The following is a 13,051-nucleotide window of genomic DNA, read 5'->3' as shown; positions in this document are numbered from 1 at the left end:
CCCAAATGTCGAGGCAAATCGTCTTACTCGGCCGGGATGTCCAGCTCGCGGCCGATTTCAAGCGCTCGCGGCGCCGGATCCCCGTTGGCGGCCGATATCTTCCGCCATTCGGTGCCGCTGCCGTAAAAGGATTCCGCGAGGTCCCACAGCGTATCGCCGCGCGCTATGACGTGCTTGCGTGGGCCTTCGGCAGCGGCTGCCGCCGGGGGCGAAGCCTCGGGGGCAGTGGTGGCCGCTTCGCTTTCCGCCGGCTTTGCGGCGGCCTCCGTCTCCGGCGCGGCGGCGTCCGACTCCGGTGCAGCGCTGGGCGCGGCCTCCGGGGCTGCGGCAGCCACTTCCGTGATGCGGCCGTCGGTGTAGGGCTTGAAGGGCTGGTGGGCGGCGAGGTAGTCGGCGAGCACGGTTTCGAGGCCCGGACCGTAGTCATAGGCATTCTCGCCCTTGTCCTTGAAGACGGCGTAACCGTCGCCGCCGCCGCGCATGAAGTTGTTGCTGACGAGCGAATAGGTCTTTTCCGGATCGAGTGCCGCGAAGGCGTCACCCTCCTTGACCTCGACCCTGACGAGGCGGCTGCCGGCGGGCTTCGAACGATCGAAGGAATATTTTAGGCCCGCGACCTGCGGGAAGCGCCCGCCGCCTTCTTCGACCTGGCTGAGGCCGTTTTCAAGGGCTGCGCGGATGTCGGAGCCCTTCAGCTGGAAGGTGGAAAGCGTGTTCTGGAAGGGCAGGACGGTGATGACTTCGCCCATCGTCACGTCGCCGCCGTCGATCGAAGCGCGCAAGCCGCCGCCGTTGGTGATGGCGACCGTCACGCCCTGGCCCTTGACGCGATCGAGCATCGCGTCGGCCACGAGACTGCCCATCTCGCACTCCTTGGCGCGGCAGGTCTCGCGCGATCCGTCGATCGGCGCCTCGGTTTTGGCAATCACTTTCGATCGCAACTCTTCGATGGGCTTTGCGAGTTCCTTGATCCGTGCGGCCACGGCCTCGTCCGGCTTCACGGAGGAATCGACGAGGATCGGGTCGCCCTTGGCGGCCTTGACGACGCCGTTGTCGTCGAACGTCACCACGAGGTCGCCGAGATATTTGCTGTAGGAGCCGGCCTGTACCACCGGCACCTGGTAGCCGCCGGGGTTGTCGACCATGGTGGGATATGGCCCCTCGGCCTTCTCGTCGGTGTTGGACAGCAGACTGTGGGAATGGCCGCCGACCACCACGTCGACGTCCGGGATCTTGGCGATCGCCGCGAGGTCGCGCGGATAGCCGACATGGGTGAGCGCGATGATCTTGTCGACGCCCTGCTTCTTGATCTCTTCGATCGCGCTGGTGATCGTCGCCACGTCCTCGCCGATCAGAATATCCGGCCCGACCGAGGAGAGCTCAGGCGTGTCATTTGCGACCGCGCCGACGATGCCGATCTTTTCGCCGCCGACATCCAGAACGATCGACGGCTTGATCCGATCGCCGATCTTCGATTTGTGACTCGGCAGGACATTGGCGGTGACGACGGGGAAGGTGACCTTGTCGAGGAAGCTGGCAAGGCCATCTTCGGCTTCGTCGAATTCGTGGTTGCCGACGGTCATCGCGTCGAACTTCATCAGGTTGAGGAACTCCGCTTCCGCGGTGCCCTTGTAGGTGGTGAAGAAGAGCGAGCCCTGGAAATTGTCGCCGGCGTTGAGCAGGAGCACGTTCTTGCCCGTCAGTTCCTGGCGCTTCTGGTCTATCAGCGTCTTGAGGCGGGCGACGCCTCCGAAGCACTCGTTCTTGCCCTCTTCCTCGGCCGAACAGGTCGAATCGAATTTGTTGATCGATTCGATGCGCGAATGAAGGTCGTTGATGTGCAGGATGTTCAGTTCATAATCGGCAAAAGCTGCGCCCGAAGAGAGCGCGAGAAGGGAAGCGGCAACGAGGCCGGTCCGCATGTGTCTGATCATGGTGTGCTCCTGTGTGCTGCCGGCCGAGTCGCAGGTAAGACCCGCCGCGCTGCAGCGGATGTTTTCACCAGTCGGGATCGACTTCAAGCCGCAAACGCATGCCGACGCCGCCGGATTTCAGACAAGGTTAAGCCGTCCCGGCAAGAAAAAGGGCCCGTCCAGGGCCCTCGTTCATCATCTGGCGCCGTGTCAGCCGCGGCGCGCCAGCGAGAACTGTGCGCCGGAGTCCGTCGTGCAGTTCAGCTGCGCCGGCGTTGCCAGCGCACAGTTGACCTTGGACTGGGTGTTGCGCACCAGCGAGGTCATGTTGATTTCCACCAGCGTCGGGCTGACGTTCACATAGTTGCCGGAGGCGAGAAGCTGGTTGGTGTCGGTCGTGCGCGTCGAGAAGGTGCCGCCTGCGAAAGTGGAGACGATGCCGTTCGGATCGACCCAGGAACCCTCGACACCCGTCGCCTGCGGCGCCGACGACATTGGCCGGAGTTCCCGAGGCTGAGACTGACAGGATGCCAGCGCGGCGGCAGTTGCCAGGAGGGTGAGGATGGCGAATGGCTTCATCGGCGTTTCTCCCGCGTCACGAGTTGAGCGGGATGCGAACGCAAAACCGCTTCATACTTTCCTGTCCCGCTCTACCGCATAATTCCGTGAATCGAAACCGATCGACGCACAATTGTGCGGCGTCTCACAGCACCGCAACGACCGTTGTGCGTCTTTTGAGACACGCGTGCGCGAAACATGCCGCGATCATGGGTTGAAAGCAAGAGCGGGCATGCGCGCGGCGTTCGAAAAGAAAAGGCCCGGAACAGGACTGCTCCGGGCCGACAGGGCGTGCTTCGTCGCGTGATCCTCAGCGGACGAGAATGTTCCTGAACTGCCAGGGGTCCTTCGTGTCGATGTCTTCCGGGAAAAGGCCCGGGCGGCCGTCGAGCGGCGTCCATTCGGTGTAATGTCCTTCGACAGGGCCGAGATAAGGCATCTGCACTTCCAGGCAGCGCTTGTAGTCCATCTCGTCGGCTTCGACGATGCCGGCCTTCGGGTTCTCCAAAGCCCAGACCATGCCGGCAAGAACGGCGCTCGTGACCTGCAGGCCGGTGGCGTTCTGATAGGGCGCGATGCGGCGTGTCTCTTCCAGCGAGAGGCGGGAGCCGTACCAATAAGCGTTCCTGGCATGGCCGTAGAGCAGCACGCCGAGCTCGTCGACGCCGTCTACGAGCTCGTGCTCGTCGAGGACGTGCAGCTCCGGCTGCGCCGTGCCGCCATTGCCGAACATCTCGTGCAGCGAGAGAACGGCGTCATTGGCCGGGTGATAGGCGTAATGGCAGGTCGGGCGGTAGGAAACGTCGCCGTCCTTGTCGCGGACGGTGAAGAAGTCGGCGATCGAGATCGCTTCGTTGTGCGTGACCAGGAAGCCGTATTGCGGGCCGGGCGTCGGGCACCAGCTGCGCACGCGGGTGTTTGCACCCGGCTGCTCCAGATAGATCGCCGCCTTGCAGCCCTTCTTGTGCTTCTTGGCGTTTTTCGGCATCCAGTTCTCGTGGGTGCCCCAGCCGAGCTCGGCCGGCTGCAGGCCTTCCGAAATGAAGCCTTCTACCGACCAGGTGTTCCAGAACAGGTTGAGCGGTTTCGGGTGCTTGGCGCGCTGGGTGTCGCGCTCGGCGATGTGAATGCCCTTGACGCCCGCTTTCTTCATCAGCTTCGCCCAGCCTTCCCGGTCGTCCTGATGCGGCTCTTCGTATTTCAGGCCGAGATCGTCGGCGAGATTGAGAAGGGCCTTCTTGACGAACCAGGAGACCATGCCGGGATTGGCGCCGCAGGTCGAAACCGCCGTGGTGCCGCCCGGGTTCTTTTCCTTCTCCCGGCGTACCGTTTCGCGCAGGGCGTAATTCGTGCGCTCGGAATTGTCCATTTCGGCATCGAAGTAGAAGCCGAGCCACGGTTCGACGACCGTATCGACATAGAGGACGTCGAGCTTGCGGCAAAGCTTCATGAGGTCGAGCGACGAGGTGTCGACAGAGAGATTGACGCAGAAGCCTTGGCCGCCGCCTTCCGTCAGGAGCGGCTTCAGCAGTTCCTTGTAGTTGTCCTTGGTGACGGCCGCCCGCACGTGCCGCACGCCATGGCGCGCGAATATTTCCGCGTCCTTGGCATCCTCACGGGGCTCCACCACGATCAACCGGTTCTTGTCGTATTTGAAGTGGCGCTCGATCAGCGGCAAGGTGCCGTGGCCGATCGACCCGAAGCCGATCATCACGATCGGGCCGGCGATCTCGCCATAAACCGGATAGGTGGTGTCTGCCATTTTTGTCTTTCTCCTGAGAAAACATCCCTGTGCGATGCTTGGATGGGCGCAAGAAGCGAGCCTCGAATTCCTGGTGAGGACTGCATGTCGGGCAGAACCACTCAGGCAAACTATAGAGTGCAGCGGACTTTCGTGCGTCTGGATAGATGCGCGGCGCTGTAGAGCACAGTTTCCTGTCACAATAAAGAGCGGTCCCGTCAAGGCGGCACCTGCGACTTTGCTTAACCGGCTATCTTCCAGGGGCAGCGATGCCGCGGCCGCACCGGCACGATTTCGGGTCGATTCCGGAATCATCGCGATTCGGGCAGCTTGCCGCAAGCGCATCGTGCTATAGCTTCAACAGAGCCCATTGCCTCGCATCGCGACCGAAGTTCCTGGAGCAGACCAACGTGACTGGTGATCACCTCAAGGCCCTGATGGGCTTGCAAGCCGCAACGCCGGTGCTCATCGCGCTCTATGATCCGCAGGATCGGCTGCGCTACGCCAATGAAGCCTTTCGATCGGCCTACCACGTCGGCGAGGGCGAAGCGCCGACCTGGGCGGAGATCATGCGCCGCAATCATGCCGCGGGCAGGGGCACCGTTCTCAAGACTGACGACCTCGAAGGCTGGATCGCCGCCACGGTCCACCGGCGCGGGAAGGTACCTTTCCGCACGGTCGAGACCGACCTTCACGACGGCCGCTGGCTTTGGATGACGGAGACCGTGGACCAGAAAGGCTGGATGCTGTGCATCGCCGTCGACATTACGGAGGTGCGGGCGGGGGAGCGCAAGCTTCGCCAGGACCGGGATTTCGCGCTCAGGGCCTCACAGGTGGACGAACTCACCAGCGTGCCCAACCGGCGCTACACGATGGAAAGGCTCAACGAGTTCATTCGCAACTGCGCCGAGAACCCGCACATGTGGGGGTGCGTGGCAATCATAGACATCGACTATTTCAAGGCGATCAACGATCGCTATGGCCATCATCGGGGTGATGAGGTCTTGCTCGACTTCGCCCGGCAGATGCAGGAATTCGTCCGGCGCTCCGATTGCTTCGGGCGAATCGGCGGCGAAGAGTTCATGCTGATCCTGCCGGACACCACCGTCAGCGAAGCGAACCTCATCCTCGATCGGCTGCTGGACAGGGTCCGCAACGCCAGACCGCTTTCGAACATACCGGAGTTCTTCTACACCTGTTCGGTCGGACTTGCGGAGTATCGGGAGGGCGACAGCGTCAGGGACATTTATTCACGCGCGGACGATGCCCTTTACATCGCCAAGCGTGAAGGGCGCGATCGCGTCAAGCGTCATACGCTACCCGGATCGGACCGTGAGTTCAGCCCGGATCAGTCCCCTTAGGGAATTGCCGATGTAAAGACGGCCGCTTGCGAGATCGGCGGGAGCCAACCGCTCGACCCGTGCCCGCCGCTGGCAGATGAGCTCCGTGCGCAGAACGCCGGCGAGAAGGCCGCAGGCGATCGGCGGCGTCTTCAAGTACCCGCTGCCGTCATCGAGAAAGACCGAAGTTATCGTCCCCTCACAGACTTCCCCCTTTTCATTGAGCAGGATGACCTCGTCGGCCTCGGCCGTGGAAAACTCGCTGCGTGCCGCCTCGTAGCGGCTCCGGCGCGTGGTCTTCATCCGGAGGAGGCGGTCGCTGGAATCAAGCCGCGTCGAGGCGATCCGCACTCGCCACGCCGCGCCGTCGGCAAGCGGCACGAAGGGCGCCGTCGTCACGTCGATGCTGCCGTCGCGGTCGAGCGTGAGGCGCACGCGCAGCGGCGCTCGCGCGCCCGAAACGGCTGGCCCCAGCGTCGCCTCGGCTGCGGCCGCACCTGAAAAGCCGAGGCGCCTGGCGGAGCGCGTCAGTCGCGCCAGATGCAGCCGCAGCCTCGTAAAGCCATTCTCCGGTTCGTAGCGCAGCGTCTCGATCAGGGAAAAACCGGTCATCGGGCGATCTCGGCATCGCCGACGGCGAAGCGGGCCTTCAACAGGCACTCCTCGTACTCTGCCTCGGCCTTGGAATCGAAGACGATGCCGCCGCCGACATTGAAGACAGCCCGGCCCCCGGCAAAGAGCGATATGGTGCGGATCGCGACATTGAAGCGCATGGTGCGGTTCGGGGCGATGTAGCCGATCGCGCCGCAATAGGCGTCACGCGGCCCGGACTCCAGATCGTGGAGAATTTCCATCGCCCGCATCTTCGGGGCGCCGGTCACGGAGCCGCAGGGAAAGAGCGCGGCGAAAATGTCGGCGATGCCGATATCAGGCAGAAGCTTCGCCCTGACGTGACTCACCATCTGGTGGACCGTCGGATAGGTCTCGATGTCGAAGAGCTTCGGCACGTCGAGCGTGCCGACTTCGGTCACGCGGGAGATGTCGTTGCGCAGAAGGTCGACGATCATGCGGTTCTCGGCTTGGGTCTTCTCGTCGGCGCGCATCGCCGCGATGATCGCGTCGTCCTCATCAGGGCTCGCGCCGCGCCGCGCCGTGCCCTTCATCGGATGCGTCTCGATCCAGCCGTCGGCGTCGACCCGGAAGAAAAGTTCCGGCGAGCGCGAGATCAGGACCGGGCCGTCGAGGGCGACGAGCGCGCCGTATTTCACCGGCTGACGCTCGATCAGCGACCAGAATGCGGCAAGCGGATCGCCGGACCAGCGCGCATGGATCGGCATGGTCAGGTTGGCCTGGTAGCAATCGCCCTGGCGCAGGTGCCGGTGCAGCTTTTCGAAACGCTGGCGATAAGCAGGAAAATCCCAGCCTGCGCGGGGCTCCGCGAGGAAGGGCTCGTTTTCGATGCGCCGCTGAGGCACCGCAAGCGGATGGTCCTTTGCCGGCGCGTCGAAGACGCCGAAGGACATCAGCGGCGTTTCCCGGTTCTCCGGCGCGAAGGGGGCCAGTTTCTTCTCGAAAAGATGGCCCGCTTCGTAGGCCATGAAGCCCGCGATCCATTTGCCGGCACGATGGGCCGCCTCGATTTCGCCAAGGCCGCGGTGGAACTCAGCCCTCGTCCGTGCCGTGATGACGCGCAAAGGCTCGGCGAAAACCGTCGTGCGGTTCTCGCTGTCGTCCCGGAAGAGGACATAGGGCGCGTGTTCGATCATCGAGGTCGGTCGCTGTCAATTCGGTCCGACGGGGGCCGATAAGGCCCGAGCGGGTCACGCCTTATCAAGCGCCTCCAGTTCGTCGATGAGCCCTTCAATCATCGACAGGCCCTGTGCCCAGAACGACGGATCGGTGGCGTCGAGCCCGAAGGGCGCGAGAAGCTCGGAATGGTGCTTCGTTCCCCCCGCCTTCAGCATCTCGAAATATTTCTCCTGGAAGCCGCGCTCGGCGTTCTGATAGACGGCATAGAGGGAGTTCACCAGGCAATCGCCGAAGGCATAGGCATAGACGTAGAAGGGCGAATGGATGAAGTGGGGGATATAGGCCCAGTAGGTCTCGTAGCTCTCAGAAAGCCGGATCGCCGGGCCGAGGCTTTCGCTCTGCACCGACAGCCATATCCGGCCCAGGTCCTCGGCCGTCAGTTCGCCTTCCTTGCGGGCCGTATGCACCTTGCGCTCGAAATCATAGAAGGCGATCTGCCGGACGACCGTGTTGATCATGTCCTCGACCTTCTGCGCAAGCATCGCCTTGCGTTCGCGCTTGTCCTTGGTCCGGTCGAGGAGCGCGCGGAAGGTCAGCATCTCGCCGAACACGGATGCGGTTTCCGCAAGCGTCAGCGGCGTCGAGGCCATCAGCGCGCCCTGGGCGCCGGCAAGGACCTGATGGACGCCATGCCCGAGCTCGTGAGCGAGCGTCATCACGTCGCGCGGCTTGCCCATGTAGTTGACCAGAACATAGGGGTGCACGGAAGGGACGGTCGGATGCGCGAAAGCGCCCGGCGCCTTGCCCGGTCGGACCGGCGCGTCGATCCAGCTATCGTCGAAGAAGCGCCGCGCGATCGCCGCCATTTCCGGGGCGAAGGCGTGATAGGCGGAAAGGACCGTATCCCTTGCTTCGTTCCAGGGAATAAGCGCGTTCGGCGTTTCCGGCAGAGGGGCGTTCCGATCCCAGAAATCCATCTGCTCCATGCCGAGCCACTTGGCCTTCATCGCATAATAGCGGTGCGAGAGCCGGGGGTAGGCGGCCTTCACCGATGCGGCCAGAGCGTCCACGACCTCACGCTCCACCCGGTTGGCGAGATGGCGGCTGTCGGCGATATCCTCGAAACCGCGCCAGCGGTCGGAGATTTCCTTGTCCTTCGCAAGCGTGTTGGTGACGAGGGTGAAGGTGCGGATATTCGCTTTGAAGGTTTCCGCGAGCGCAAGCGCGGCCTTCTTGCGCACTTCGACTGAAGGGTCCTGCAGAAGGTTGAGCGTCACTTCCAGCGGCTGCTCCTTGCCGTCCACCGAAAAGGTCAGCGATGCGATCGTCTCGTCGAAGAGCCGGTTGAAGGCGTTTGCACCGGTCATGGACTTTTCGAGGAAAAGCTGCTCCAGCCTGTCGTCGAGCTGGAAGGGCTTGTCCTTGCGCAGGTCGAGGATCCAGGGCCGATAGTGGGCGGCAAGGCTGTCGGTCGCGAGGGCGGCGTCGATCACCTTGTCGCCGATGCGGTTGAGTTCCAGCGAGAAGAACAGGAGATGCGCCGATATGTCGGTAAGCTTCGACTGGACGTCGCCGTAGAGCTTTCCGTTCGCCGGATTGGACGTATCGGAGAAATAGGTAAGCCCCGCAAAGGAGGCGATGCGGCCCATGAGGTCGTCCAGCGCCTCGAATTCCTTCACGGCCGTGCCGATGCCCTGATCGCCGGTTCGGCCGGCAGCCTCCTTGAGCTTGCCCTTCCACTTCGCCTCGAAGGCGATCGCGTCGGCTTCCGCCTTCGCGAGGTCCGAGCGGAATTCCTCGGAAGAGGGCGAGAGGTAGAGGTCCGTGAGCCGCCAGGACGGCAGCTCGCCGAGCTCGGCCGGCGCTGCTGAAGCCTGTCCGGCCCCGGAATTCACCAGCGAGGCGCGCAGGAGGGATTGCCCGGAGGCGGCGAGGCGTGGCGAGGCAAAATTCATCGTCGGTTCTCTCGTTTTGAACAGGCCTTAACCCTGAAGCGAGGCAACGGCATGGCGCCCATTGCTACCGCCCGCAATGGATAAAATGCAAGCATTTCTCAAAACAGGATGTTCAGCCGTTTGTGGGACGAATGGCCGGTATGATTTGGCACATGATGCTGGCCAAAGGTACCCCGCGTGTCCCAAGCAGGAGGCTTTCGTGACATCTCATATTCTTGTCATCGACGACGATCCGGTGCAGCGGCGGCTGCTGACGAACATGATCGAGCGGCTGGGCCATGTCGCGCATCTCGCCGATAACGGGCGCAGCGGGCTCGAACTCCTGCAACGCAAGGGCGGGATCATCAACGTCATCCTGCTCGATCTTCTGATGCCGGAAATGAACGGGCACGGCCTTCTCGAGGCGCTCGCCGAACGTGGCATCGACATCCCGGTCATCGTTCAGACAGGGCAGGGCGGCATCGAAACGGTGGTCCAGGCGATGCAGGCCGGCGCCTTCGATTTTCTCGTAAAGCCGGTTTCGCCGGAGCGGCTGTCGATCGCCTTGGGCAACGCGCTGAAGATGGCGAGCCGCGACGGCAAGGTCAAAACCGCGCGGCGTCCGCGCGGCGGGGCCGTCGGTTTCGACGATATCGTCTCGGCAAGCCCGGCGATGATCCGCGTCATCGATCTCGCGCGCCGCGCTGCCCAGTCGAACATTCCGATCGTGCTCGAGGGCGAGTCGGGCGTCGGCAAGGAAATGGTGGCCCGCGCCATCCAGGCGGCGAGCGACCGGGCGGCGAAGCCTTTCGTCACCGTCAATTGCGGCGCCATTCCCCACAATCTCGTCGAGAGCATTCTCTTCGGTCATGAGAAGGGAGCGTTTACGGGCGCAAGCGAAAAGCACAGCGGCAAGTTCGTCGATGCCGATGGCGGCACCCTCTTTCTCGACGAGATCGGCGATCTTCCGCTCGAGGTCCAGGTCAAACTGTTGCGCGCCGTCCAGCAGGGCGAGATCGAGACGATCGGGGCGCGTCAGCCGCAGAAGGTGAACGTGCGCCTCATCTCGGCCACCAACAAGGACCTCATCACCGAGGTTCGCGAGGGCCGGTTCCGCGAAGATCTCTACTATCGGCTGAACGTCTTCCCGATCACCATTCCGGCGCTACGCCGGCGCAAGGAGGATATCCCCGTTCTCGTACGCGCCTTCGTCGAGCGCTTCGCCGCCGAGCAGAGGCTGGATCAGAGGCTGACGGTATCGAGCGGCGCGATGGCGCTGCTGACGTCCTACGACTGGCCGGGCAATATCCGCCAGCTCGAAAACGCCATCTTCCGCGCGGTCGTCCTCGCCGAAGGTCACGAGCTCACGGTCAGGGACTTTCCGCAGGTCGCCACCCAGATACCGGGATACATCGTTGCCGACCGCAGCGGTCTCTCCTGGGGCGAAGCCGGCCCGGAACGTCGTCCCGTTGCCGCTCAGCTCGCCGCTGCCCAGGCGGATGCTGGCGCGCGGGAACAACCGGCGCATGCCGAGACGACTCCGGACGGCCGCCTGGAGAACGCCATCGCCAGCCTCAGCGAGGGCGGCGAGGTCAGGAAGCTCGCTGAGGTCGAGGAGGAACTGATTCGCTTTGCCCTGAAATTCTACCGCGGCCAGATGAGCCAGGTGGCGCGCAAACTGGGAATCGGCCGCTCGACTCTCTATCGCAAACTCAAGGATTACGGCATCGATCCCGACAATCCCTTGCGTGAAGCAGCATAAAATCGACGCATTCACACCTCATTTGCCGTGCAAATCGTCCACCGCCGTTTAGACCTTGTTAGCAAACTGTTCACTATATTATAAGGGGCGGTGAACACTGTGGCATAATTGCCATGCTGTCACCTTATTTGACAGTCATCTGAGACAGCAAAGCACGGTTGTCCGTCGGACGGGGATTGAATGCCAAATTTGTTCGGTTTGGAGGAACCAGTCGGTTCCTTTGCGCGCAGACTCTGCTCGGCGGTCGCTCGAAAGGCGCCCCAGGTCCTGGCGTCCATCGCGCTGGTTTGCTCCCTCGTCACACCCGGGATGGCGCCTCCGGTCGAGGCCGCCGGCCAGACACGCACCCTCAAGCTCTATTTCATCCACACCAAGGAAAAGGCGCAGATCACCTTCAAGCGCAACGGTCGCTACGATCAGAAGGGTTTGCAGCAGATCAATCGTTTCCTGCGCGACTGGCGGCGGAACGAGCCGACCAAAATGGATCCGCGCCTGCTCGATCTCGTCTGGGAAGTCTACCAGAAGAGCGGTTCGCGCGACTATATCCACGTCGTTTCCGCCTATCGCTCGCCGGCCACGAACGGCATGCTGAGGTCGCGGTCGAAGGGCGTGGCGAAGAAGAGCCAGCACATGCTCGGCAAGGCGATGGACTTCTATATACCGGACGTGAAGCTCAAGGCGCTGCGCGAGATCGGCATGAAGTTCCAGGTCGGCGGCGTCGGCTATTACCCGACTTCCGGTTCGCCCTTCGTCCATATGGACGTCGGCGGGGTACGCGCATGGCCGCGCATGACGCGCAACGAGCTCGCGCGGCTCTTCCCGGACGGCAAGACCATGCATATTCCCTCCGACGGAAGGCCGCTGCCGGGCTATGAGCAGGCTGTGGCCGATTACAAGCGCCGCGTCGGCGCATCGGCGATCCAGGTCGCAGGCGGCGGCGCCAAGGGGCCGGGCGATACCGGCAAGCGCCGCAACCTCTTCGCCGCGCTCTTCGGCGGAGGCGGCGACGAGGATGAAGAACCCGCGGCAATCGCTGCCGGCGGCGCCGAAGAGGAAGCTCCGGCCAAGGTTCAGACTGCATCGGCGCCGGCGGCCCAGGATGCTCTTCCCGGTGTTGCAGGTTCCACTGCGGCGCCTGCCGGGCAGCAGGATATCAACGCACCGGTGCCGGCCGTGCGACCGGCATTCAAGGAAACCCCGGCTGATGGCGGCGTAGCGGTTGCACTCGTCGCGCCGGAAAAGAACAGTGCCCAGGAGGCGCTGGCAGCTGCCATGCCGCAGACAGCGGCCGTGCCTTCGGAATTCGCGGATCTGAGCACCCTCAAGGTTCCGGTTCCGCAAATGCTCGACCGTCGCGACATGAACGCCTTGATCGCCAACGAGACGCTCGTCGCCTCCGCCGACGGCCAGGCTCAGGAGTTCGGCTTCGTGCCGGTGCCGGGAATGCGTCCGGCCGGCGAAGAGGCGCTCGCGGCCGTGGCTCACGCCGAGGTCACTATTCCCGCTTCTGCGGATGGGCCTGCGCTCGCTTCCGCGGCGCAGCCGCCGAGTGCCGCCGGTACGCGCGTTGCCCTCGCAGCGCCGACCAGCGAGGATCGGGCGCCTGCATTTTCTCCGGCGATCGAGGTCGCGGCCTATGCGCCGCAGTCGGGTTCCGCTTCACGTGAGGCGATCTTCGACAGCGTCTTCGACACGGAGGCCGATGCTCCCTCGAAGGGCGCCCGTCCCAAGAGGCAGGATGCCCAGGCGAAGAGCCGGTCTTCCGTGCGCACGGAACCGAAACTGACGCAGAAGATCATTTCCGAGTGGGCACTTTCGGCGGGCCGTGTGGCTACCCTGTCGAAGCCGGTCAAGGCCCCGCGCTTCGTCAGCAAGTCGCTCCGCGTCGCGCCGACGACCGTTTATGCGGCCGGCTTCACCAGCAATAGCGGAGCGGTCGATACGGCGCGCTTCAGCGGCAGCGCGGTCAACTTCATGGAAGTGAAGAAGTTCAGCACAAACTGAGCCTTCTATTGCCGCTTAAATATAAAAGCCCGCCAGGTCAGTCCGCCGGC

The 13,051-nt window shown here is 63.4% G+C and carries 9 protein-coding genes; 3 read left to right on the top strand and 6 right to left on the bottom strand.

Annotated elements, in window-relative coordinates:
* Positions 1-23 precede the first annotated feature (23 nt).
* From ACTJKL_RS04400 to ACTJKL_RS04390, 3 genes are all read right to left on the bottom strand, one after another.
* A complete protein-coding gene (locus ACTJKL_RS04400; protein WP_440852256.1) occupies positions 24-1,934 on the bottom strand; it encodes a 5'-nucleotidase C-terminal domain-containing protein in 1,911 nt (636 codons plus the stop codon).
* 189 nt (positions 1,935-2,123) lie between these two features.
* Entirely contained in the window at positions 2,124-2,492 is a 369-nt protein-coding gene (omp10, locus tag ACTJKL_RS04395) for an outer membrane lipoprotein Omp10 (RefSeq protein ID WP_003531074.1), read from the bottom strand.
* A 289-nt stretch (positions 2,493-2,781) separates the two neighbouring features.
* Entirely contained in the window at positions 2,782-4,233 is a 1,452-nt protein-coding gene (locus tag ACTJKL_RS04390) for a homospermidine synthase (protein WP_440852255.1), read from the bottom strand.
* A gap of 389 nt (positions 4,234-4,622) precedes the next feature.
* Here ACTJKL_RS04390 and ACTJKL_RS04385 point away from each other — a divergent pair, with 389 nt between their 5' ends.
* Positions 4,623-5,573: a sensor domain-containing diguanylate cyclase gene (locus tag ACTJKL_RS04385; protein ID WP_018096790.1), complete on the top strand. Its 951-nt coding sequence runs from the start codon at positions 4,623-4,625 to the stop codon at positions 5,571-5,573.
* Here the strand turns inward: ACTJKL_RS04385 and ACTJKL_RS04380 are convergent.
* From ACTJKL_RS04380 to ACTJKL_RS04370, 3 genes are read right to left on the bottom strand one after another with little or no spacing between them, the layout of a single operon-like run.
* Positions 5,529-6,164, bottom strand: a complete 636-nt coding sequence (locus ACTJKL_RS04380; RefSeq protein ID WP_440852254.1) for an aminotransferase class IV family protein — start codon at positions 6,162-6,164, stop codon at positions 5,529-5,531. The genes ACTJKL_RS04385 and ACTJKL_RS04380 overlap by 45 nt on opposite strands.
* The gene (locus ACTJKL_RS04375; protein WP_440852253.1) at positions 6,161-7,318 is read right to left on the bottom strand and encodes an aminodeoxychorismate synthase component I; all 1,158 of its coding nucleotides are present in this window, start codon (positions 7,316-7,318) and stop codon (positions 6,161-6,163) included. Before ACTJKL_RS04375 ends, ACTJKL_RS04380 begins: the two co-directional genes overlap by 4 nt.
* Positions 7,319-7,372: 54 nt before the next feature.
* Positions 7,373-9,256: a M3 family oligoendopeptidase gene (locus ACTJKL_RS04370; RefSeq protein WP_440852252.1), complete on the bottom strand. Its 1,884-nt coding sequence runs from the start codon at positions 9,254-9,256 to the stop codon at positions 7,373-7,375.
* 199 nt (positions 9,257-9,455) lie between these two features.
* Between ACTJKL_RS04370 and ACTJKL_RS04365 the strand changes: the two genes are divergently transcribed.
* Positions 9,456-10,997, top strand: coding sequence for a sigma-54-dependent transcriptional regulator (locus ACTJKL_RS04365; protein ID WP_440852251.1), 1,542 nt, complete (start codon positions 9,456-9,458; stop codon positions 10,995-10,997).
* 180 nt (positions 10,998-11,177) lie between these two features.
* The gene (locus ACTJKL_RS04360) at positions 11,178-13,001 is read left to right on the top strand and encodes a peptidoglycan L,D-endopeptidase MepK (RefSeq protein ID WP_100672948.1); all 1,824 of its coding nucleotides are present in this window, start codon (positions 11,178-11,180) and stop codon (positions 12,999-13,001) included.
* Positions 13,002-13,051: the final 50 nt, after the last annotated feature.

The organism is Sinorhizobium sp. 22678 (genome assembly GCF_052044265.1).
Classification (GTDB): domain Bacteria; phylum Pseudomonadota; class Alphaproteobacteria; order Rhizobiales; family Rhizobiaceae; genus Sinorhizobium; species Sinorhizobium meliloti_A.
Note: the sequence above shows the minus strand (reverse complement) of the source record. Positions and strands in the feature narration are given on the sequence as shown.

What these genes read in the sequence shown, in the direction of transcription:
- ACTJKL_RS04390 (WP_440852255.1), bottom strand. Translation starts at nt 4,233, where the DNA reads ATGGCAGACACCACCTATCCGGTTTATGGCGAGATCGCCGGCCCGATC.
- omp10 (WP_003531074.1), bottom strand. Translation starts at nt 2,492, where the DNA reads ATGAAGCCATTCGCCATCCTCACCCTCCTGGCAACTGCCGCCGCGCTG.
- ACTJKL_RS04400 (WP_440852256.1), bottom strand. Translation starts at nt 1,934, where the DNA reads ATGATCAGACACATGCGGACCGGCCTCGTTGCCGCTTCCCTTCTCGCG.
- ACTJKL_RS04380 (WP_440852254.1), bottom strand. Translation starts at nt 6,164, where the DNA reads ATGACCGGTTTTTCCCTGATCGAGACGCTGCGCTACGAACCGGAGAAT.
- ACTJKL_RS04375 (WP_440852253.1), bottom strand. Translation starts at nt 7,318, where the DNA reads ATGATCGAACACGCGCCCTATGTCCTCTTCCGGGACGACAGCGAGAAC.
- ACTJKL_RS04370 (WP_440852252.1), bottom strand. Translation starts at nt 9,256, where the DNA reads ATGAATTTTGCCTCGCCACGCCTCGCCGCCTCCGGGCAATCCCTCCTG.
- ACTJKL_RS04360 (WP_100672948.1), top strand. Translation starts at nt 11,178, where the DNA reads ATGCCAAATTTGTTCGGTTTGGAGGAACCAGTCGGTTCCTTTGCGCGC.